We start from the raw sequence: 21,083 nt of genomic DNA, 5'->3' as shown, positions 1-21,083 counted from the left end.
CGCTGCACCCGCTACCATTCGATGCCCTTCTGGCCTTTTTGCCCCGCATCCATCGGGTGCTTGATCTTCGTCATCTCGGTGACCAGGTCGGCGACCTCGATCAGTTTGGGGTCGGCGCGGCGCCCGGTGATCATCACGTGTTGATGTCCGGTCCGCGACGTCAGCGTCTCGACGACCTCGTCGACGTCGATCCAACCCCAGTTGATCGGATACGTGAACTCGTCGAGCACGTACAAGCCGTGTTGCTCGGCGGCGAGACGTCGCTGAATTTCGCGCCACCCCGCGAGGGCATCGGCGGCGTGGTCCTCGTCGCTGCCTTCCTTGCGCGACCACGACCAGCCCGAACCCATTTTGTGCCATTCGATCGCGCCACCGGTGCCGCGCTCGTCGTGCAGCTCACCGAGGGTCTCGAACGCCGTCTGCTCGCCGAGCCGCCACTTCGCCGACTTCACGAACTGGAACACCGCGACCGACCAGCCCTGATTCCAGCCGCGCAAGGCCAACCCGAACGCGGCGGTGGACTTGCCCTTGCCGTCGCCTGTGTTGACCATCAGCAGCGGCCGATTGCGGCGCTGGCGGGTGGTGAGCCCGTCGTTGGGTACGACCTCGGGTTGTCCCTTCGGCATCAGGCTGCTCTCCCACGCACGATCGAGGTGAGGGCGTCGGCGTGAACCTCGCCCACTTGTACATACTCGGCGCCGAGCCGGTCGGCGAGTTGGGCTGCGAGTCCCATCCGGAAGCGACCGGTTTCGGAGTCGACGACGACCGCCGCGACCCCCTGGGCAGCGAGGACATCGGCGGCCTCGAGCGAACGGGCGAGCGCGTCGGTGCCCGAAGTCGCGCGTCCGTCGGTGACGACGACGAGCAGCGCCCGCCTGTCCGGGTCGCGGAGCCGATGCCGCCGGATCGTCTCGGCGGCCTCGGCAAGTCCTTCGGCGAGCGGCGTGCGCCCCCCGGCCGGGAGTTCCCGCAGGCGAGCCGCCGCGACATCGACAGAGTTGGTCGGGGGTAGCGCGACGGTCGCGCTGTCACCGCGGAAGGTCACGAGCCCGACCGTGTCGCGGCGGCGGTACGCATCGAGCAGCAGCGACAGGATTGCTGTCTTGACCTGTGTCATCCGTTGCTTGGCCGCCATCGACCCGGACGCGTCGACGCACAGCAACACGAGGTTCGCTTCCCGGCCCTCGACGACCTTGCGTCGCACGTCCCAGCCGCGTGAGGTCAGCGCGCTGGCGCGGATCGTCGCAGGTAGGTGGATCGCGCCGGTGTCGCCGGCGCGGTCGCCGACGGTGCGCCCGATGGTGGTGGCCGCCTTCGATCGCCGGCCCGCGACACCACGCCCGGTGCGGTCGACGGAGAACAGTCGTGTCCGGTACGGATCGGCAGGTGCATCCACCGAGTTCGGAACGCTTGCGCTCGAGCCGGACGGTGAGTCCGCCGGGGAGTCTTCCGGGTCGGGCGCGCCGCCACCGTCGGGGTCGTCGTCGGGATCGAGGTCGGGATCAGGCTGCGAATCGGGCCGATTCAGCAATTCGTCGAGAAGATCGTCATCGGTATCGGGATTGTCGAACGGGTTGCGGCGCCGCCGATGCGGCAGCGCGAGTTTCGCGGCGACCGCGACGTCCTCGCGGGTCACCTCGTCACGACCGGCCCATGCCGCGTGCGCGACCGCGGTCTTGGCGGTGACGAGATCGGCGCGCATGCCGTCGACGTCGAACGCCGCGCATATCTCGGCGATCGACACCAGAGCGTCGTCGCCCAGGCGCACCGTCGACACGCGTTCGCGGGCCGATGCGATCCGCCGGGACAGATCCTGCTCGGCCGCGGACCACTGCGCGACGAACGAGTCGGGGTCCGCGTCGAATGCCAGGCGGCGGCGCACGATCTCGACGCGCAACTGCGGGTCGCGGGGTGCTGCGACGTCGACGGCGAGCCCGAACCGGTCGAGGAGTTGCGGACGGAGCTCGCCCTCCTCGGGGTTCATGGTTCCCACCAGCACGAACGTCGCGGCGTGACTCACGGACACGCCGTCTCGCTCCACCGTCGATCGCCCCATGGCTGCGGCATCGAGCAGCAGGTCGACGAGATGGTCGTGGAGCAGGTTCACCTCGTCGACGTACAGCACTCCGCGGTGTGCGAGCGCAAGCAGGCCCGGCTCGTATTCGGCGGTGCGAGCCGACAGGGCCTTGCCGAGGTGCAGGGATCCGGTGACGCGGTCTTCGCTCGCGCCGACGGGGAACTCCACGAGCCGTGCCGGTCGGATGTGCGACGGGGTGTCGGGCGGATGCGGGCCGTCGGGGCAGTGCGGGTCGGGGGACGACGGATCGCACGCGAACCGGCAGCTCTCGACCTCCGCGACCTGCGGCAACAGCGCTGCTTGCGCACGTACCATGGTCGATTTGGCGGTGCCCTTCTCACCGCGCACCAGCACTCCGCCGATCGACGGCGACACCGCGCACAGAGTCAGGGCCAGCGCCAGGTCGTCGGAACCGACGACAGCGCTGAACGGATACACGAGCACTCCAACCTCCACAGGCTCCCGCTGGGATGTCCACTTCGGCAACCGATCGAAGGCCGGTCTTCGGACTTCCCGGTCGAGCGTCGTGCGATCGCCTTCCCGGAACTGTCCGGTGGCTGCGCTCACGCGCATGATCGACGACTCCCGGGTCACCGCAGCGGGCCTGTGCCGGATTTTCACCGGCTTCCCGATTATCCCTGTGAAGGGCACCTTCGATGTGTCTTGCCGCGGCCGAGTCTATCCACACCCGCCCGTCTCCCGGACCACGGGCTATCGTTCACGGCCATGGGTTCACGGATCACCGTCGTCGGAATCGGCGCCGACGGCTGGAGCAGCGTGCCGGCGACCGGCCGGGAGCACGTGCTCGCCGCCGATGTCCTGCTCGGCGGCGAGCGGCACCTCGCGATGATCCAGCCGACCGACGCGGTCCGCGAGCCGTGGCCGTCCCCGCTGCTCAGCGGTCTCGACGACCTGCTGGCCCGGCACCCCGGCAGGGTCGTGGCGCTTGCGTCCGGGGACCCCTTGGTATCGGGCATCGGCTCGACCCTCATCCGTCGCCTGGGTCGCGACGCAGTCGAGGTGATCCCCGCCGTGTCGTCCGTGGCCCTCGCCCGGGCTCGCATGGGGTGGGCGGCCGAGGAATGCGACACGGTCACCCTCGTCGGCCGCGACGTCGACGCACTGCGCCGCTACCTGACACGAGGTCGCCGGCTGATCGTCCTGACCTCGAACTCGTCGAGCCTTCCGGAGATCGCGCGGCTGCTCGTGGGGGAGGGGTTCGCCGATGCGGCGGTGACGGTGCTCGCCGACCTGGGAGGTGACGAGGACCGAATCGACGGCACCGCGGGCGATCTCGTGGACACCACGGGTCCGCAGCTCGGTCTCCTGTGCATCGAGTGCGTCGGGACGGAAGGGTTGTCCACGACACCCGGACTCCCGGACGAATGCTTCGAGAACGACGGTCAGCTCAGCAAGCGACCTGTCCGGGCCGCCGCGGTGTGTGCACTTGCGCCGCGACCGGGGGAGCTGTTGTGGGACGTGGGAGCCGGTGCCGGTTCTGTCGGTATCGAGTGGGCCCGCACCGACCCGCGTTGCCGCACCATCGCGATAGAGAGGGACCCGGCACGGGCCGACGCGATCGCGCGCAACGCCGCCCGGCTCGGTGTGCCATCACTGGCGGTGGTGAGAGGTGCCGCACCAGAGTCGCTTTCCGGGTTGAATGCCCCCGACGCGATCTTCGTCGGCGGTGGTGGAAGTCGCGACGGAGTACTCGAGACCTGCTGGCATGCGTTGCGGCCGGGTGGTCGCCTCGTCGTGCATTCGGTGACCCTCGAGACCGAGGCCGTGCTCGTGCAATGGTGGAAGACGTGCGGAGGCGAGCTGTCACGGTTGTCGGTCGAACAGGCCTCATCGATCGGAACGTTCACCGGGTGGCAGTCGCTGCGACCGGTTGTGCAATGGAGTGTCACGAAAGGTAAAAAATGACAGTACATTTCGTGGGATCCGGCCCTGGTGCCGCAGATCTGTTGACGCTGCGGGCAGTCGATCTGCTCCGCGCAGCCCCGGTCGTGCTCTACGCGGGGACGTATCTCGACGCCGAGATCCTTGCGCACTGCAAGGGCGACGCCGAACTGATCGACACCCAGCATCTCGACCTCGATCAGATCACCGCACACCTCGTCGACGCAGACCGTCGCGGACTCGATGCGGTGCGGTTGTGCTCCGGCGACCCGTCGTTGTATTCGGCGCTGACCGAACAGACCAGGCGCCTCGACGCCGAAGGCGTTGCGTGGGACGTGACGCCGGGCGTCCCCGCCTACGCTGCTGCCGCGGCGACGCTCGGCGCGGAACTGACCGTGCCGGAACTCGTTCAGACCGTGGTGCTCACGCGCACGCAGGCGCGGTCTACGTCGATGCCCGGCACCGAAGCGCTCGCGCGCGTCGCGGGTCTCGAGGCGAGCCTGGTGCTGCACCTGGCCATCACCCGGATACGCGTGCTCGCCGCCGAACTCTCCGAGATCTACGGCCCGGACTGTCCGGCGGCGGTGGTGGCGTTCGCGTCGCGCCCGAATCAGATCGTGCTGCGCGGCACACTCGCCGACATTGCAGAGAAGGTCGAGGTCGCGGGGTTGAAGCACACCGCAGTGATCCTCGTCGGGCGTGCCCTCGGGGTCCGGGACACACCCGACGTGGCGTGTTCACATCTCTACGATCCGGCGCGCGACCGGTCTATTTGAGCATCGCGCCGGCGTCGACCGGCAGCGAGACGCCGGTGATGAACCGCGATTCCTCGGACGCGAGGAACAGCACCGCGTTGCTGATGTCGATCGCGTCGACCCACGGGGTGGGCAGCACGTGCATCATCTGCGACAGGGGCGCGAAATCCTCCTTGGTCGGGTTCTCGAGGTCGGGTCGGAACATCTTGAACGTCGACTCGTTGAGAAGCATCGGTGTGCTCACCTGCGTCGGGCAGATGGCGTTGACGCGGATGCTCTCCTCGCCGAGTTCCATGGCGAGGGTGCGCATGATGCCGATCATGCCGTGCTTGGCGGAGACGTAGTGCCCGACACTCGGCAGAGCCCGCAGGCCACCCACCGAGCTGGTGAGGATGATCGAGCCACCGTTGCCTGCTTCACGCATGTGCGGCACCGAGACACGCGTGGTCGCCCATACTCCGGTGAGGTTGACGTCGATCATGTCGCGCCAGCCCTTTTCGTCGAGGGCATCGAGACGATCACCCGAGCTCGCGAGACCCGCATTGGCGCAGATGATGTCGAGGCGACCGAACTGCGCGACACCGTCGTCGACGATGGCCTGCATCGCGGCCATGTCGCGGACGTCGGCCTGCGCGGCGTAGATCTTGCCGCCCGCCTTCTCGACCAGCGACACGGTCTCCTCGAGATCCTCGGGAGTCGACATCGGGATCGGAACCCCGTCCAGCTGCTTACAGACGTCGACCGCGATGATATTGGCACCTTCTTCCGCCAATCTGACCGCGTGACTGCGTCCTTGACCACGTGCTGCGCCCGTGATGAATGCGACCTTGCCCTCGACCCGTCCCGTCATGTCATTCCCCTGTGCTCGTTGTGGTGGCCGCGGCAGCCTTCACCGCCGCGATGATTCCCTGATATCCGGTGCATCGGCAGATGTTTCCGGACAGTGCTTCCCGAATCTCTCCGTCTGTCGGCGACGGGTTCTCCTCCAGGAACGCCGTGGCCGAGACGATGAACCCCGGTGTGCAGAAACCGCATTGGAGACCGTGATGATCTCGGAATGCGGCCTGGACCGGCGACAGTGTGCCGTCCTCGGACGCCATTGCTTCGATGGTGGTGACTTCGGCGCCGTCGGCCTGCACCGCGAAGACGAGGCACGCGCGTACGGCTTCGCCGTCGAGCAGGACCGTGCACGCACCGCACACGCCGTGTTCGCAGCCGAGATGTGTTCCGGTGAGGCCGCAGTCGACGCGTAGGTAGTCGGCGAGAGTCAGTCGTGGTGGCACCGAATGGCGACGCGGGCTCCCGTTGACATGAACTTCGATGTCTACATTGGTCATTCGAACCCCTCCCGGGCAGTTGCCTCGTCCACGGCGCGACGCCACGCACGTGCTGTGATCGTCGCTCCCACCCGCCGGCGGTAGGTGGCGGGGCCGTGCAGGTCGTCGGAGACCGTGTCGAGCGAACCGAGTGCGCTCCGGCCGACCTCGTCGGCGTCGATCTCGTGGATGGTCCGGCCGAGAAGTTCCGACTCCACCGCGGTGACGCGGACCGGCGTCGGGGCCACACCGAACAGCGTGATCGCGCATCGGTCGAGTGTCGACGCGGCATCGAGGCGGATCGCGATTGCTGCGCCGGCGAGTGCGAAGTCGCCGGTGCGTCGGGCGAATTCCTCGATCGCGAACCCGGAGCGCCCGCTCCACGTCGGGAACCTCACGCCGGTGAGCAGCTCGTCGGCTTCGAGATCGGTGGTCCACATCCCGGTGAAGAACTCCGAGGCGGCGATGGTACGGCTTCCTCGTGGAGACAAAGCTTCGATCTCGGCGTCCAGGGCCAATGCGACCGCGGGATATTCTGCTGCGCCGTCGCCGTGCGCAATCGACCCTCCGAGGGTGCCGCGGTTGCGGATCTGGAAGTGTCCGATCAACGGTGTCGCGCGGGACAGCAGTGGGACCGCGGTCGCCAGTTCGGTAGAGCGGCCGACTTTCGAGTGCGTGGTGCCTGCGCCGATCCACACCGCGTCGCCGCGCTGTTCGATGCCGCGCAGTTCTGCGAGTTTGCGCAGGTCCACGAGGTGATCGAACACGGCGAGCCGCAGGTTGAGCATCGGCATCAGACTCTGCCCGCCCGCGATGAACTTTGCTTCGTCGCCCAATTCGGCGATGAGCGCGACCGCGTCGGTAGCGGTGCCGGGTGCGTGATAGTCGAAGGCCGAGGTCTTCATGCCTTCACCGCCTGGACCTCGTCGAGCATCTTGATGATCGTGGCGGGGGACAGGGGCAAGCCGGTCACTTCCACTCCGAAGGGTGCCAAGGCATCGGCGACCGCGTTGACCACGGCCGGGGACGCTCCGATCGCGCCGCCCTCACCGACACCCTTGTAGCCGCCGGGTCCGGCGCTGGGGGATTCGACGTGCCCGATCTCGATGTCGGGGACGGTGTCGGTGGTGGGAAGCAGGTAGTCCATGAACGTGGTGGTCACGGGGTTGCCGTCGTCGTCGTACGCGAGGTGCTCGTAGAGGGCGCCACCGATTCCCTGGACGGTGCCACCGTAGATCTGGCCCTCGACGATGTCGGGATTGATCATCGGACCGCAGTCCTCACCGACGATGAAACGGAGGATTTTCACCGCCCCTGTCTCGATGTCGACCTCGCACGTGCAGACGTGGCTGGCATTGGCCCACAACATCATGGACGGCGAATGGTAGCGGCCACTGGATTCGAGTCCCGGAGGTACTCCGGGCGGCAGTGTCTCGGCCTGGAAGTAGGAGATCTCGGCGATCTCTTTCAGGGTGATCCCGACGCTCGGGACACCACGGACGGTCGCGCGACTATCCACGAACTCGATGTCCTCGACCGCGGCTTCGAGCTTGTGTGCGGCGATGGCAAGGATCCGGTCGCGCAGCACCGACGTCGTTTCCCGGACTGCTCCCGCAATCATCGACCCGGAGCGGCTACCACCGGTTCCGGCACCGAACGGGGTGATCGCGGTATCGCCCTGGATGGTGTGGACATCGGCGATGTCGACGCCGAGCGCATCAGCGGTGAGCTGCACAGCGGTGGTTTCGAGACTGTTGCCCGACGACCCGCCGGCAACGTAGACATTGACCTTGCCCGACGGTTCGATGCGAATCGTCGCACCTTCTGTGGCGTGGAACGGCGTTGCACCCGTGGTGGGTTCGATGTAGGTGCAGGTGCCGACCCCGATGTAGCGCCCTTCGGTGCGTGCGCGTTCCTGCTCCCGCCGGAATGCGTCGTAGTCGAGGATCGACAGGGCGTGCTCGAACGTCTCGAGCGGCGTCGAGTCGTTGTACGGCATGCCCAGCGGGTTGGCGAGCGGCAGATCTGAGGCGCTGAGCATGTTGCGTCGCCGGAGTTCGACGGGGTCGATGTCCATCTGACGTGCCGCGACGTCGAGCAGCATCTCGCGCGCCAGGGATTCGAACTGCCACGGCCCGCGATACGCGACCCGGCCGACGGTGTTCGTGTACGTCAGCTTCATCGAGAACGCGGCCGCGGGCACTCGATAAGGTCCGGGGAACAGCATCCCGACAACCGCCCCGGACGTCACCGGCGACGGGATCGGGTAGGCGCCCACGTTCTGGACGTGGTCGATCGAGGCGCCGAGCAGCTTGCCGTCGGCGTCGAACGCGAAACGCGCGTCGCCGCATTCCTGGCGGGCCATGCCGGCCGACATCATGTGTTCCTGTCGGTCTTCGATCCATTTCACCGCGGCCGGAAGTTTTCTGGCGGCGAGCAGCACGGCGATGTCCTCGCGCTGCGGAACGACCTTCTGCCCGAAGCCGCCACCGGTGTCGCGCATGATCACCCGGACGCTGTGCTCGTCGAGCCCGAGCAGCCGGGCGGTGAAGCCGCGGACCTCGTGCGGGGATTGGGTGGAGGCCCAGACGGTCATCTCGCCGGCCGACCATTCGGCGACGAGGCCGCGGGTCTCCATGGGGACCGCGATGTAGGCCTGCTGATGGATGGTCCGGGAGACCACGTGGGCTGCCTCGTCGAACGTCTTCGCCAGCTCGTCGGGGAGTGGACCGCCCATGGCCGCGGCGATATTCGCGGGGTGCGCGGCGTGGACCAGTTCGTCGGCCCGATCGGCGGCGGTGTAGTCGACAACCGGTGTCAGCGGGTCGTAATCGACGGCGACGAGCTCGACCGCGTCCTCCGCGATGTACCGGTCGTCGGCCACGACCAGCGCGACGGGATCGCCGACGAAACGCACTTCGTCCTCGGCGAGCGGGGGCCAATTCAGGGCCGGCATGTACGGCCCGTCGAGCGCGTAGGTCTGCTCGTGGATGCCGGGTGCGAGGTCGGCGGCGACGTACACCGCGTGGACCCCGTCGAGTGCGAGAGCCTCGGAGATGTCGATGTCGACGATCCGGGCGCGGGCGAACGGGCTGCGCACGAAACATGCGTGGAGCATGCCGGGACGTGTCACGTCGTCGACGAACATGCCGGCGCCGGTCAGGAGTCGGGGGTCTTCGACTCGCTTGATGCGAGTCCCGACGTAAGCGGAAATGCTGGGCCTCATCACAGAAATTCTCACCTCGGCCTTCGGTGGATGCTGAGCAAGTGTCTAGCACCCCCCGAAGTGAGGTGTCAATCACATTCTCTCGAGGAGAGCATGTTCTTCTCGCAGGTGCGGCGCCCGGGTGTGCCGTGTGACGTCGCAGAACGGCGATGTGCGGGGTGGTTGACAGTCACCTGGTGAACGTCGTTCACTGCGTGGGGTGAACGACGTTCACCGAAGGTGGCGATGGAGGATCGGGATGGATACAGCGACCCCGTCGCGAAGTGCGGCGTCCAGCGGTGTGATCACGGCACTGTTGAGCGTCGCGGGTCTCGTCGTGGCTCTCCAGACCACTCTCGTGGTACCCCTGCTGCCGGATCTCCCGGAGCTGCTCGATGTCACCGCGGGTGATGTCGGCTGGCTCATCACCATCACCTTGCTGACCGGAGCGGTGGCCACGCCCATCGTCTCCAGGATGGCCGACATGTACGGCAAGCGCCGGATGATGGTGTTGTCGTTGTCGATGATGGTCGCCGGTGCGCTGATCGCGGCGATCGGAGGCGACTATCTGTTCGTTCTCATCGGACGCGGCCTGCAGGGGTTCTCGTCGTCGCTCATCCCGGTGGCGATGGCAGTCCTGCGCGATGTGCTTCCTCGCGAGAAGGTCGCCGGGGCTGTGGCGCTCACCAGCTCCACGATGGGAATCGGTGGTGCACTGGGCATGCCGGCGGCGGGCGCGTTGTACGACAACTTCGGCTGGACGTCCGTCTTCTGGGTGTCTGCGGCAGTCGGCACATTGCTCACGCTGGGCATCCTGCTCGTCGTTCCCGCCTCCGCGACGGGAACCCGCGGCCGCTTCGACATTCTCGGTGCGCTGTTGCTGTCGCTCGCCCTGACAGCTCTGCTTCTGGGGATCTCGAAGGGTCCGGCGTGGGGCTGGTCGAGTGCGCAGACCGTCGCGTGCTTCGTCGCAGCCATCGTGATCGCGGGCGTCTTCGTGCCGTATCAGTTGCGAGTGAAGGCCCCGATGGTCGACCTGCGCGTGTCGGCGCGGCGCACGGTGCTGCTCGCCAATCTCGCCGGCCTCTTCATCGGATTCTCCGCGTATGCCAGCTTGCTGGCGACCACGCAACAGTTGCAGCTACCCGAGATCACCGGCTTCGGGTTCGGGCTCAGTGCGGCAACCGCCGGGCTGTGCATGATTCCCGGTAGCGTGGCGATGATCCTGACCTCACCGGTAGCGGGGAGACTCACCATGCGGTTCGGCGGGCGCTTCACGCTCACGCTCGGGACCCTCGTCATGACCGCGGCCTACCTCTTCCGCATCACGTGGGACGACACCGTCGTCCTGATCGTCATCGGTGCGGCGATGGTGAGCATCGGCAACGCCTTGGCCTACGCGACCCTGCCGGCGCTGATCATGGGTGCTGTTCCTGTCACCGACACGGCCGCCGCGAACGGTCTCAACAGCCTCCTGCGCACCATCGGGATGTCGAGTATGAGCGCGGTGGTCGCTGCGTTGCTCGCGAGTATCACTATCGAAGCGGCGGGCGCGACCTTCCCGGCGCACGGAGCCATCATTGTGATCTTCGTGATTGCGGGCTCGTCCACGTTCGTGGCTACGCTGTGCGCCGTGCTCCTGCCGAAGCATCAGCCCGTGCGCACGACGCCGGTCGTCGATGCAATCGAGGCGGCGTGAGGTTGCGATGAGTGAACGGACCACCCGCGAGACCATCCTCGACGCTGCGCGACCGTTGTTCGCCGAGCGGGGCTTCAACGGCACGACCATCAGGGATATTGCCGATGCGGCCGGTGTCTCGCCGGCCCTCGTGATGAAGCTGTCGGGCAGCAAGGCCGAGCTCTTCCAGGCTGCTGCGCCCGACTCTCCGGGACTCGATCCGGATCCTTCCGAGGAATTGCCGGGGTATCGGTTGGTGCGGGCGGTGGTCGAACGCCGGAACTCGGGGGACTACGAATTCTGGGCGATGGCTCCGTATCTCGTACAGGAAGCCCCGGAACCCGAAATTGCCCGCGCGAAGATGACAGAACGAGTGGTGCCCCGCATCGCGGCGGTGATCGGCGAACAGACGCCCGAAAAGACCCGGGCCCGAATGGTCGTGACGCTGCTGCTGGGCCTGGCGAGCGGCCTGCGCACCTTCGAGATTCTGACGCCCCAGGCGATCGACAGCGCGAAGTTGATCGAGGCGTACGGTGCGCTCGTGCAGAAGATCATCGACGATGACGGATTGTGACTGCTTTTGCCTCTCGGGTGGGCTACCCGGCCGACATCGAAGCGGCGAAGGCCGGGAGTAGGGTGTCGACGACCCGCTGCGCTCGGTTCGATTCGAGTTCGGGACTGCGGGCGCGCTCGGCGGCATAGGCGCCCACGAGGCAGTCCAGGAAAGCATCGAGGTCGAGGTCGGCACGCACGGTTCCCCGGGCGATGTGGTCGTGGATGACGGCCGAGAGGTTGCCGCGGTGCCGGACGAGGACCGCGCGGATCAGGTGCGTGAATGAGGGGTCGGGATCGGTGAGAAGGGCGGAAAACCCGCCGAATCCGATGCCCATATCGATGGACCTCCTGGACTCGTGCGCCAGCCAGGTCAAGACCTCGCGCGGTGTGGAGTCGGCTGCCGGCGGTTCGGGGCGAGCGATCGGTTCGAGGCTTGCAGTGAGCATCTCGTCGCGGTCGCGGTAGCGACGGTAGATCGTGGTGCGCGCCATTCCCGTGCGGTTGGCGACGCCTTCGATGGTGACGGCAGTGGGGCCCTTGATACGCAGGAGGTCGCGGACGGCCTCGGCGATGCGCTGCTCGACGGACCCAGTTTCTGTCGCTGTCACGTCGGCTCCTTTGTTCGGTCTCCTGGCGTGGGAATGTTTCCGCCGCGAGGAACGCTACACTAGGTGTAGCTACACTACATGTAGCGTATCGAACCTCCCTCGTTACGGGCCGACCACACGGAAGGAATCCAGTCATGACCGACACCCGAAAACTGGCCGGGGGAGCAGCTGCACTCCTCGGCCTCGTCACCATGTCTGCAGGGATCTGGGCAGACACCACACCGGTCGGATCCGGGCTCACTCTCGGCTTCGGTGCCCTCGCGACGCTCTACGCACTGTGGTCGCTCATCGCCCGCAATCCCACGAAGGACCACTGGGCGTTGTCCGTCGTCGGCCTCGTCCTGTTCGTCGTGCCGTGGGTGGGCCAGTACGCTGGTGACGCCGCCGCGTGGACCTCGTGGATCTCCGGTGCCCTGATTATGCTGATCGCCGGAACCGCTTATGTGCAAGACGAATCCGACGATCTCACCGAGAAGACCGAACGCCACGACCGCGAAACCTATCGGGTTGAACACACACGTGTCTAGGCTCCCACCGAGCGCGACGTCCACACCGAGCCGGACGGCAACGTGGAGGTGCCTGCTGCACCGATGATGAGCAGGCACTTCATGTCGATGCTCGTGGGATCCAGTTTCTCGAGGGTGGTGACCTCGAGCGACTCACCCGTCCTGCCCACGTCCCGCCCGATCACGACGACGGTGTCGCCCGGCCGATGCTGCAGGAACAGTGATCGCGCGTCGGCGACCTGCGTCGCGCGCGACCGCGACGCGGGATTGTAGATCGCCAGCACGAGATCGGCTTCCGCGATCGCAGTGAGCCGCTTCTCGATCACGCTCCAGGGCTTGAGTCGGTCAGACAGGCTCATGACTGCGAAATCGCCTCCGATGGGCGCACCCGCGCGGGCCGCGACGGCCTGCACCGCCGACACTCCCGGCAACACGCGGATCGGCACCGACGCGTACATGTCGTCCTGCGCTGCCTCGAACACCGCCGACGCCATCCCGAACACCCCGGCGTCACCGCCGGACACCACGGCCACCTTCTCGCCGGACAGTGTCAGGTCGAGCGCGAACCTGGCGCGATCGACCTCGACGGTGTTTCCACTCGAATGTCGTTGCAGGCCAGGGCGCACGGGAACCCGATCGACGTACGGACCGTATCCGACGACATGATCGACCGACGCGAGAGCCGCCGATGCCTCGGGAGTGAGCCACCTGTCGTCGGCGGGGCCGAGTCCGATCACCAGCAATTCGTGTGTCTCGACCGAGGTCTCGGCCTCGAGCGTGACGGGGCGGGATCGGTCGGTCACTCCGCGGTTGCGGGGAGCCTTGTCGCCGGCTGCGAGGATCACCGAAAAATACGGAACTGTATCGGGATCCACGTCTGCAGCTGCGACGATGCGTTGCCCGTCCATGGTTGCACGCTCGACGTACACGGCACCGTCGAGTCGTCCGGATTGCTCCAGGGCGCTTCGCACCGATTCGAAGGTGCGGCCCAGTTTCATGATGACCGCGCCGTCGGTATCGGCCAGTCGCCTTGCCAATTCGGGCTCGGGAAGGGTTCCCGGGAGGATGGTGAGGACATCGGTGCGGCGCACCAGGGGCTCGGCGGCCGCGGCTGCGGCCGCCGAGAACGATGTGACCCCTGGGATCACCTCGGCAACATACTCTTCCGACAACCGGTCGTGGAGGTACATGTACGACCCGTAGAACAACGGGTCACCTTCGCACAGCACGACGACGGTGCGATCGGCGTCGAGGTGGGCGGCAAGACGCGCAGCGCACTCGTCGTAGAAGTCGGCGATCGCCCCGTCGTATCCGCCGGGGTGGTCAGTGGTGCCGACGGTGACGGGGTACACCAGCTTCTCTTCCGTCACGCCCTCCGGGATCAGTCCGGCAGCGATGCCGCGCGCGATCGACCGGCCATGCGTGCCCGAGTGGTAGGCGATCACGTCGGCCTCCGCGATCAGGCGGGCGGCCTTGCGGGTGATGAGTTCCGGGTCGCCGGGTCCGAGCCCGACCCCGTAGATCCTGCCGGTCATTCCGCCTCCTGGGCCAGTGCGTTGAGTGCCGACGACGCCATGGCCGACCCGCCCCGGCGACCCCGCACCACGAGATGGGGGATCTGCAGATCGTGTGCGATCAGGGCCTCCTTGGATTCGGCGGCTCCGATGAATCCCACCGGCACACCGATGATCGCCGCCGGACGCGGTGCACCGGCATCGAGCATCTCCAACAGGTGGAACAGTGCGGTGGGTGCGTTGCCGATTGCGACGACCGCGCCCTCGAGCCGGTCGGCCCACAGCGACACGGCTGCGGCCGAGCGCGTGGTGTTCCATTGCTGCGCGAGTTCCGGCACCCGAGGATCGCCGAGGAGGCACAGCACGTCGTTGTCTGCCGGCAGCCGTTTACGGGTGACCCCGGCGGCGACCATATTCGCATCGGCCAGGATCGGCGCGCCCGCGTTCAGGGCCGTGCGGGCCGCGGACACCAGATCGGGGTGGATCACCAGATCGTTCGCCAGGTCGGTCTGGCCGCTCGCATGGATCATCCGCACCGCGACCTTCTCGGCATCGCCCGGGATCGCCGCGAGGTCGGATTCGGCGCGGATCGTCGCGAACGAACGGACGTAGATATGCGCGCCGTCCGTCTCGTACTCGTAGCGGCGGGGTGGTGGCTGAAGGGTCACGTCGAGCTCCTGTGTGACGTCGAGCGGCTGGCGAAAACAAGGGTGTGCGGGGAATTCGGTGCACCGCAGGCGCGTTCGCAGCCGACGATATGTAGGCGGTCTGCTGTGGTGCCGGAAGTGACGGTGCGACGGGCCAGAGCCCGGGTATCACCTCGGGCGAGGCTACACCCGGGAGATCCGGTGCACGCGGTGACCCGGGGCCACGCGGAGTCGTCCGACAACACGAATCCGGCGTCGGACAACGCGGCCGGATCGGCGCCGGAGGGGAGTACCAGGCCGCGCCACGGTGTGACGATCACGTCGTCGTCGGGCAGGGCCGTAGCCATGGACGGCGACAGGATTCCCAGCGGGACCAGCGCCGACACCGTACGGGCGAGCACTCCGTAGGGCATCGCATACGACGGGAGCGCGGGAGCCCGGCCGACGCCCCCGAGTTCGGCGCCGCGCCCGGGCAGCTGCCGCACGTGCCAGAGCGTCCCGCGTGTCTGCACGAATCCGAGCGCCAGGTCGATCAGAGTGTCGATGACCTGCGATATAGGTACGATCGGACCGGCCAGTTCACCGATCACGATTCGCATGGTCCGGGCGTCGAGGGCGACAGACGCGAGATCGCAGCGGAGTCCGGCGACGTCGCCGCGGCCGTCGTCGAGACCGAACAGGAACCGGCCGGGCAGCTCGGCGAGCGCCGGTTCTGCGCACAGCGCAGTATCGAGCGCACCGATCAGTGGCCTGATGTCGGCGACCCCGCCGACAAGCCCCGACAACGGCGATGCGACTACGTTGCGTACTCGTTCGTGCGTCGGTGACGGCAGGAATCCGGCGGCCGTGATCGCGTCGGCGAGACCGGCGGGCATATTGCCGCACTCGTCGAGGGAAATTCCCCTGACCTGCAGATTGCCTCGTGATGTGAGGTGCACGTCGCCGTCGGCGAAGTCCTGCGACGCGGCCGAGAGTTGCCCGAGCCCGCCGGGCGGAACACGGCCCCCGGGGGCGCGCAGACGCACCAGCGCCCCGTCTGCTGCGAGGTGCGGTCGCAGCAGCCCGGGGCAGCGGTCGGGGGGAAGATCGGGCGAGACGTGCTCCACGGGACCACATGGTTGCACATCCTCAGAAAATGGTGCGCTACGCTGGCGATGCCGTGGTTACGGGAAGCCGGTGAGAAACCGGCGCGGCCCTCGCCACTGTGAGCGGGTAGTTGCTCGCCCTCGTCCGTACCGGCCTGCCGGAACGGAGACCACTGGACGACAGTCCGGGAAGGTCGGCGCAGTAGCGATGATCCGTCAGCCAGGAGACCGGCCACGGCATGAGTACGTCCACGAGGGTTTTGGAGACTGAACATGGCCGTGTGCCTCGAGTTTCGGGTTGCGTCGTGACGCGCCTCGCTTTGCTGTCGACATCGGACACCGACCTGTTGTCGGCCCGTTCGAGCGGCGCCGATTGGGTGGTCGGGAACCCGTCGCGCCTCGACGTGGACGCAGATCTGGGCGGACTCCTCGACGGCGCCGACCTGGTCATCGTACGGATTCTCGGCTCTGCCAGGTCCTGGCAGAACGGGCTCGACGCCGTCCTCGGACGGGGTGTTCCGGTCGTCGTCCTTGGTGGTGAACAGACACCGGATGCCGAGCTCATGAGCTACTCGACGGTGCCGATCGGGACCGCCGCCGAGGCGCATCGCTATCTCGCCCACGGCGGCCCTGCCAACCTTGCTCAGCTCCACGCGTTCCTGTCGGACACCGTGCTGCTCGGCGGTGAAGGCTTCGAGCCACCCGCCGAACTGCCCGAATGGGGTGTACTCGACCGGCCGACGCCGGTCAACGAGTCGCTGCCGCGGGTGGGGGTGCTGTTCTATCGTGCCCACCACACCAGCGGAAACGTGCAGTTCGCGCATGATCTGGCCGACGCGATCGACGCGACGGGTAAGGTCCAGGGAGTGGTCGTGCACTGCGCCTCGCTGCGTGGCGCCTCCGACGGCCTGCTCGCCGAACTCGGCAGCCTCGACGCGCTCGTCGTGACCGTCCTCGCCGCCGGTGGCACCAAGCCCGCCACGGTGAGCGCCGGCGGTGAGGACGAGGCGTGGGATGTGGGAGCCCTTGCCGCGCTCGATATTCCGATTCTGCAAGCTCTGTGCCTGACGTGGAGTCGCGACAGCTGGGCGGACTCCGACGACGGTGTGTCCCCGCTCGACTCCGCGACCCAGATCGCGGTTCCCGAATTCGACGGCCGCATCATCACGGTGCCGTTCTCGTTCAAGGAACTCGACTCCGACGGCCTGCCTCGCTACGTCACCGACCCGGAACGATGCCGTCGCGTGGCGGGCATCGCGGTCGCGCACGCCCGGCTGCGGCATGTCCCGCCCGCCGACCGGCGCATCGCGATCATGCTGTCGGCATATCCCACCAAGCATTCACGCGTCGGCAATGCCGTCGGTCTCGATACCCCCGTGTCGGCGATCAAGATGCTGCGAGCACTGCGCGACATCGGATACGACCTCGGCGCCGGCTTCCCCGGGATGGACATCGAGGACGACACAGAAGCCGGAAATACCCTGATCCACGCGCTGATCGACGCAGGTGGGCAGGACGAGGAATGGCTCACAGCCGACCAGCTCGCCGGTAATCCGGTGCGAGTCACCACATCCGACTACGTGGAGTGGACGAAGGACCTGCCCGCCGAGCTCACCGACGCGATGACCGAGGCGTGGGGGCCCGCGCCCGGTTCGTTGTTCGTCGACGGGGACGCGATCGTCCTGGCCACGCTGCAGGCCGGCAATGTCGTCCTCATGATCCAGCCGCCGCGCGGATTCGGCGAGAACCCGGTTGCGATCTACCACGACCCCGACATGGCACCGTCGCACCATTACCTCGCCGCGTACCGGTGGGTCGAGCAGGGTTTCGGTGCCGATGCCGTCGTCCATCTCGGCAAGCACGGCTCGATGGAGTGGTTACCCGGAAAGAATGCGGGGATGTCCGCATCGTGCGCGACCGATGCCGCCATCGGGAACCTGCCGCTGATCTACCCGTTCCTGGTCAACGATCCCGGCGAGGGTGCGCAGGCCAAGCGCCGCGCACACGCCACGATCGTCGATCACCTGATCCCGCCGATGGCCCGCGCGGAGTCGTACGGCGACATCGCGAGGCTCGAGCAGCTGCTCGACGAGTACTCCAATATCGCGGCGATGGACCCCGCGAAGCTGCCCGCGATCCGCGCGCAGATCTGGACGCTGATCCAGGCCGCGAAACTCGACCACGATCTCGGGCTCGACGACCGGCCGCACGACGCCGAGTTCGACGATTTCCTGCTGCACGTCGACGGCTGGCTGTGCGAGGTCAAGGATGCTCAGATCCGCGACGGGTTGCACGTGCTCGGCGCCGCCCCCGAAGGCGAAGCACGCGTCAACCTGGTGCTGTCGATCCTGCGCGCCGCACAGGTGTGGGGTGGTAAGAGCCACGCGGTGCCCGGGCTGCGGACCGCACTCGGACTGAAGACCGACGCGCCGCTGGCCGAGGTCGACGCGATCGAAGCCCAGGCCCGCGCGCTCGTGCAGGCGATGGAAGACGGCGGCTGGAATGTCGATACCGCCCCGGCCGCAGTCGAATCGGTAGTCGGCCACGCAGACAGCGAGGTGTCGCGGGTGCTGACCTTCGCAGCCGAACAGGTGGTTCCGCGCCTCGCACAGACCACCGACGAACTCGATGCCGTCCTGCATGCCCTCGACGGCGGGTACGTTCCCGCTGGTCCGTCGGGTTCGCCTCTGCGCGGTTTGGTCAACGTGCTGCCCACGGGCCGGAACTTCTACACCGTCGATCCCAAGGCCGTGCCGAGCAGGCTCGCGTACGACACGGGTGTGGCGCTCGCGAATGCACTGATCGAGCGGTATCTCGCCGACACCGGTGAGTACCCGCAGTCCGTCGGTCTGTCGGTGTGGGGCACCTCCGCGATGCGCACCGCAGGCGACGACATCGCCGAGGTACTCGCACTCATCGGCGTCCGCCCCGAGTGGGACCCCGAATCCCGTCGCGTCCGAGAACTCACCATCGTGCCGCTCGAGGAACTCGGCCGACCGCGCATCGACGTCACCGTGCGCATCTCCGGATTCTTCCGCGACGCATTCCCGCACGTGATCGGCATGCTCGACGACGCGATCCGCATGATCGCAGCGCTGGACGAGCCCGACGAGCTGAACTACGTCCGCGCCCACGCCACGCGCGACGAGGCCGAACACGGCGACTCCGACCGCGCGGTGCGCCGCATCTTCGGATCCAAGCCGGGTTCGTACGGTGCCGGAATCCTTCAGCTCATCGATTCCGGAAACTGGCGCACCGACGCCGACCTCGCCGAGGTGTACACCGCGTGGGGCGGATTCGCGTACGGGCGCAACCTGCACGGCGTCGCCGCTGCCGACGACATGCGTGCCAATTACCGTCGGATCGCGGTGGCAGCCAAGAACACCGACACCCGCGAGCACGACATCGCCGACTCCGACGACTACTTCCAGTACCACGGCGGCATGGTCGCCACGGTGCGCGCACTCACGGGCAACGATCCGAAGGCGTACATCGGGGACTCGACGATCCCCGACACCGTGCGGACCCGCTCGCTCAGCGAGGAGACCGCGCGTGTGTTCCGCGCACGCGTCGTCAACCCGCGCTGGATATCAGCGATGCGCCGACACGGCTACAAGGGTGCGTTCGAACTCGCCGCGACCGTCGACTATCTGTTCGGGTACGACGCCACCGCCGGCGTTGTCGAGGACTGGATGTACGAGTCGCTTGCGCAGAACTACGCACTCGACTCCGAGAACCAGGAGTTCCTGCGCGAGGCCAACCCGTGGGCGCTGCGCGGCATCGTCGAACGACTCACCGAAGCAGCCGATCGTGGATTGTGGGCGGAACCCGACCCGGAGACCCTGAAGGCGCTGCAGCAGGCCTACCTCGACGTCGAAGGTGATCTCGAGGATCGCGGATGAGGTTGCGGCTGATCGGGATCGGACCGGGTGGTCCGGACGATCTCACAGTCGCGGCCGTCAAGGCGCTCGAGAGCGTCGACGTGTTCCTCGTCGCCGACAAGCAGCGCGGTGTGGACGATCTCGTGATGGTGCGCGCACAGATTCTCGGTCGTCACACCACCGGGCGGTATCGCACCATCGTGGTGCCCGACCCGCCGCGCGACCGCGCACCCGAGCAGTACGGGACGGAGGTGCGTGACTGGCACGCGGCCCGGGCACAGGCGTACGAGGCGGTGCTGCACGCGGAGGTCCGCGACGACGAGACGGTCGGATTCTTGGTGTGGGGCGATCCGAGCCTGTACGACAGCACCATCCGAGTCGTCGAACGCATCCGCGATCGCGGTGTACTGGACATCGACTACGATGTCGTTCCCGGCGTGAGCAGCATCCAGCTTCTGGCCGCGCGACATCGGTTGGTGTTCAACAGGATCGGCGGACCGATCACGATCACCACCGGCCGGCGCCTCGGTACGGAAGTCGCGTCGGGCGCCGACAATATCGTCGTCATGCTGGACGGGCAGCTCGCCTGCCGCGACCTCGACGGCGACTGGGACATCTGGTGGGGAGCGAATCTGGGGACGAGCGACGAGGAGGCCGTCGCGGGACGCTTGGGTGACGTGCTCGACGCCATCGATTCTGCGCGGGCTCGGGCCAAGGCCGCGCGCGGCTGGGTGATGGACACCTATCTGCTGCGCCGCGCAGAATCAGCCACGCATAAAGATCGGGGTCAGTGAGACCGGATCAGGGTCGGGCGAGGCCGCGTGTCGGTGGGGGACTTGCTGAGTACGATCGGTAGCCACTGCGAGGTCATCGCGATCATGACGAGCCAGTTCAGGATCATGCCGATGCCCGGTGCATGTGGTCCGTCGGCGATCATGCCTGCCTGCGACCAGTAGCCCAACAACCCGAACAGCGACGCGAGCCCGGAGCCGAGCATCGCCGCCGACGCCAGCCGCCAGCGTCGCAGGCACAGCGCAGCGGAAGAGACCAGCACACCGAACACCACGGTCAACGTCAAGAAGACCCGCATCAGCATCGATACCGCCGCACTGTCGCCGAACCAGCCCGCGAGAACTGTCCACGACCAGGCCGACGACGTCTGCGGAAGAACAAGCCCGACGATCAGCAATGCGATGCACCCGGCGAGCACCCAGCGCCGTCGCCCTGGGTCGAACTCCCCGGCGATCCTCTTCTCGATCCGCGCGAAGTCTCTCTGGTACGCCGACAGGTTCTCACTCACGTGTATGCCTCCTCGTTCGACCACACGAGAAGCCATTATGGCCGCCCCTGCTCG

The 21,083-nt window shown here is 67.2% G+C and carries 18 protein-coding genes and 2 riboswitches; of the genes, 7 read left to right on the top strand and 11 right to left on the bottom strand.

All coding sequences use genetic code 11. From position 1 onward, the window contains the following. Positions 1-11 precede the first annotated feature (11 nt). Both cobO and EV641_RS25950 read right to left on the bottom strand, forming a co-directional pair. Entirely contained in the window at positions 12-626 is a 615-nt protein-coding gene (gene cobO / locus EV641_RS25955; protein WP_132475815.1) for a cob(I)yrinic acid a,c-diamide adenosyltransferase, read from the bottom strand. Further along, positions 626-2,521, bottom strand: coding sequence for a VWA domain-containing protein (locus tag EV641_RS25950; protein WP_199233392.1), 1,896 nt, complete (start codon positions 2,519-2,521; stop codon positions 626-628). The genes cobO and EV641_RS25950 overlap by 1 nt, the downstream gene beginning before the upstream one ends. 33 nt (positions 2,522-2,554) lie before the next feature. After that, positions 2,555-2,747: riboswitch (cobalamin riboswitch) on the bottom strand. A 56-nt stretch (positions 2,748-2,803) separates the two neighbouring features. Between EV641_RS25950 and cbiE the strand changes: the two genes are divergently transcribed. Next, positions 2,804-4,003 carry a precorrin-6y C5,15-methyltransferase (decarboxylating) subunit CbiE gene (gene cbiE, locus EV641_RS25945; protein WP_132475809.1) on the top strand — a complete coding sequence of 400 codons (1,200 nt, stop codon included), beginning with the start codon at positions 2,804-2,806 and terminating at the stop codon, positions 4,001-4,003. Beyond that, positions 4,000-4,755, top strand: coding sequence for an SAM-dependent methyltransferase (locus EV641_RS25940; RefSeq protein WP_054719475.1), 756 nt, complete (start codon positions 4,000-4,002; stop codon positions 4,753-4,755). Before cbiE ends, EV641_RS25940 begins: the two co-directional genes overlap by 4 nt. Here EV641_RS25940 and EV641_RS25935 read toward each other — a convergent pair. Genes EV641_RS25935 through EV641_RS25920 form a run of 4 tightly spaced genes read right to left on the bottom strand, consistent with a single transcriptional unit; the run spans position 4,748 to position 9,276 of the window. Continuing rightward, positions 4,748-5,584, bottom strand: coding sequence for a mycofactocin-coupled SDR family oxidoreductase (locus EV641_RS25935; RefSeq protein WP_054719476.1), 837 nt, complete (start codon positions 5,582-5,584; stop codon positions 4,748-4,750). The two genes, EV641_RS25940 and EV641_RS25935, sit on opposite strands and share 8 nt — an antisense overlap. Position 5,585: 1 nt before the next feature. Then, the gene (locus EV641_RS25930) at positions 5,586-6,071 is read right to left on the bottom strand and encodes a (2Fe-2S)-binding protein (RefSeq protein ID WP_132475806.1); all 486 of its coding nucleotides are present in this window, start codon (positions 6,069-6,071) and stop codon (positions 5,586-5,588) included. Further along, a complete protein-coding gene (locus EV641_RS25925) occupies positions 6,068-6,955 on the bottom strand; it encodes a xanthine dehydrogenase family protein subunit M (RefSeq protein WP_132475803.1) in 888 nt (295 codons plus the stop codon). The genes EV641_RS25930 and EV641_RS25925 overlap by 4 nt, the downstream gene beginning before the upstream one ends. Continuing rightward, positions 6,952-9,276 (bottom strand): xanthine dehydrogenase family protein molybdopterin-binding subunit, encoded by a 2,325-nt coding sequence (locus EV641_RS25920; protein WP_132475800.1) that lies wholly within the window; start codon positions 9,274-9,276, stop codon positions 6,952-6,954. Before EV641_RS25920 ends, EV641_RS25925 begins: the two co-directional genes overlap by 4 nt. Before the next feature lie 238 nt (positions 9,277-9,514). On the opposite strand from EV641_RS25920, the gene EV641_RS25915 reads away from it, so the two are divergent. Both EV641_RS25915 and EV641_RS25910 read left to right on the top strand, forming a co-directional pair. Beyond that, positions 9,515-10,954, top strand: a complete 1,440-nt coding sequence (locus tag EV641_RS25915) for an MFS transporter (RefSeq protein ID WP_132475797.1) — start codon at positions 9,515-9,517, stop codon at positions 10,952-10,954. Positions 10,955-10,961: 7 nt separating this feature from the next. Continuing rightward, complete coding sequence (locus tag EV641_RS25910; protein ID WP_132475794.1) at positions 10,962-11,507, top strand: TetR/AcrR family transcriptional regulator; 546 nt, start codon at positions 10,962-10,964, stop codon at positions 11,505-11,507. 22 nt (positions 11,508-11,529) lie between these two features. Here the strand turns inward: EV641_RS25910 and EV641_RS25905 are convergent, their stop codons facing one another. Beyond that, positions 11,530-12,096 (bottom strand): TetR family transcriptional regulator, encoded by a 567-nt coding sequence (locus EV641_RS25905; protein WP_132475791.1) that lies wholly within the window; start codon positions 12,094-12,096, stop codon positions 11,530-11,532. Between the two features lie 134 nt (positions 12,097-12,230). On the opposite strand from EV641_RS25905, the gene EV641_RS25900 reads away from it, so the two are divergent. Further along, on the top strand, positions 12,231-12,623 hold the full coding sequence (locus tag EV641_RS25900) for an SPW repeat protein (protein WP_132475788.1): 393 nt from the start codon (positions 12,231-12,233) through the stop codon (positions 12,621-12,623). Here EV641_RS25900 and EV641_RS25895 read toward each other — a convergent pair. The 3 genes from EV641_RS25895 to EV641_RS25885 are packed head-to-tail and all read right to left on the bottom strand — an operon-like array spanning position 12,620 to position 15,869. After that, positions 12,620-14,137, bottom strand: a complete 1,518-nt coding sequence (locus tag EV641_RS25895; protein WP_132475785.1) for a precorrin-2 C(20)-methyltransferase — start codon at positions 14,135-14,137, stop codon at positions 12,620-12,622. The genes EV641_RS25900 and EV641_RS25895 overlap by 4 nt on opposite strands. Next, positions 14,134-14,784, bottom strand: coding sequence for a precorrin-8X methylmutase (locus tag EV641_RS25890; protein ID WP_054720462.1), 651 nt, complete (start codon positions 14,782-14,784; stop codon positions 14,134-14,136). Before EV641_RS25890 ends, EV641_RS25895 begins: the two co-directional genes overlap by 4 nt. After that, positions 14,781-15,869, bottom strand: coding sequence for a cobalamin biosynthesis protein CobG (locus EV641_RS25885; protein WP_241997478.1), 1,089 nt, complete (start codon positions 15,867-15,869; stop codon positions 14,781-14,783). Before EV641_RS25885 ends, EV641_RS25890 begins: the two co-directional genes overlap by 4 nt. A gap of 13 nt (positions 15,870-15,882) precedes the next feature. Next, positions 15,883-16,100, top strand: a riboswitch (cobalamin riboswitch). A 53-nt stretch (positions 16,101-16,153) separates the two neighbouring features. Between EV641_RS25885 and cobN the strand changes: the two genes are divergently transcribed. Both cobN and cobF read left to right on the top strand, forming a co-directional pair. Next, complete coding sequence (cobN, locus tag EV641_RS25880; RefSeq protein ID WP_132475782.1) at positions 16,154-19,750, top strand: cobaltochelatase subunit CobN; 3,597 nt, start codon at positions 16,154-16,156, stop codon at positions 19,748-19,750. Next, complete coding sequence (gene cobF / locus EV641_RS25875) at positions 19,747-20,523, top strand: precorrin-6A synthase (deacetylating) (RefSeq protein WP_132475779.1); 777 nt, start codon at positions 19,747-19,749, stop codon at positions 20,521-20,523. Before cobN ends, cobF begins: the two co-directional genes overlap by 4 nt. Here the strand turns inward: cobF and EV641_RS25870 are convergent. Beyond that, a complete protein-coding gene (locus EV641_RS25870; protein ID WP_054713710.1) occupies positions 20,517-21,029 on the bottom strand; it encodes a hypothetical protein in 513 nt (170 codons plus the stop codon). The two genes, cobF and EV641_RS25870, sit on opposite strands and share 7 nt — an antisense overlap. Positions 21,030-21,083 lie beyond the last annotated feature (54 nt).

It is taken from the genome of Rhodococcus sp. SMB37 (genome assembly GCF_004345605.1).
In the GTDB taxonomy this organism is placed as follows: Bacteria; Actinomycetota; Actinomycetes; order Mycobacteriales; family Mycobacteriaceae; genus Rhodococcus.
Note: the sequence above shows the minus strand (reverse complement) of the source record. Positions and strands in the feature narration are given on the sequence as shown.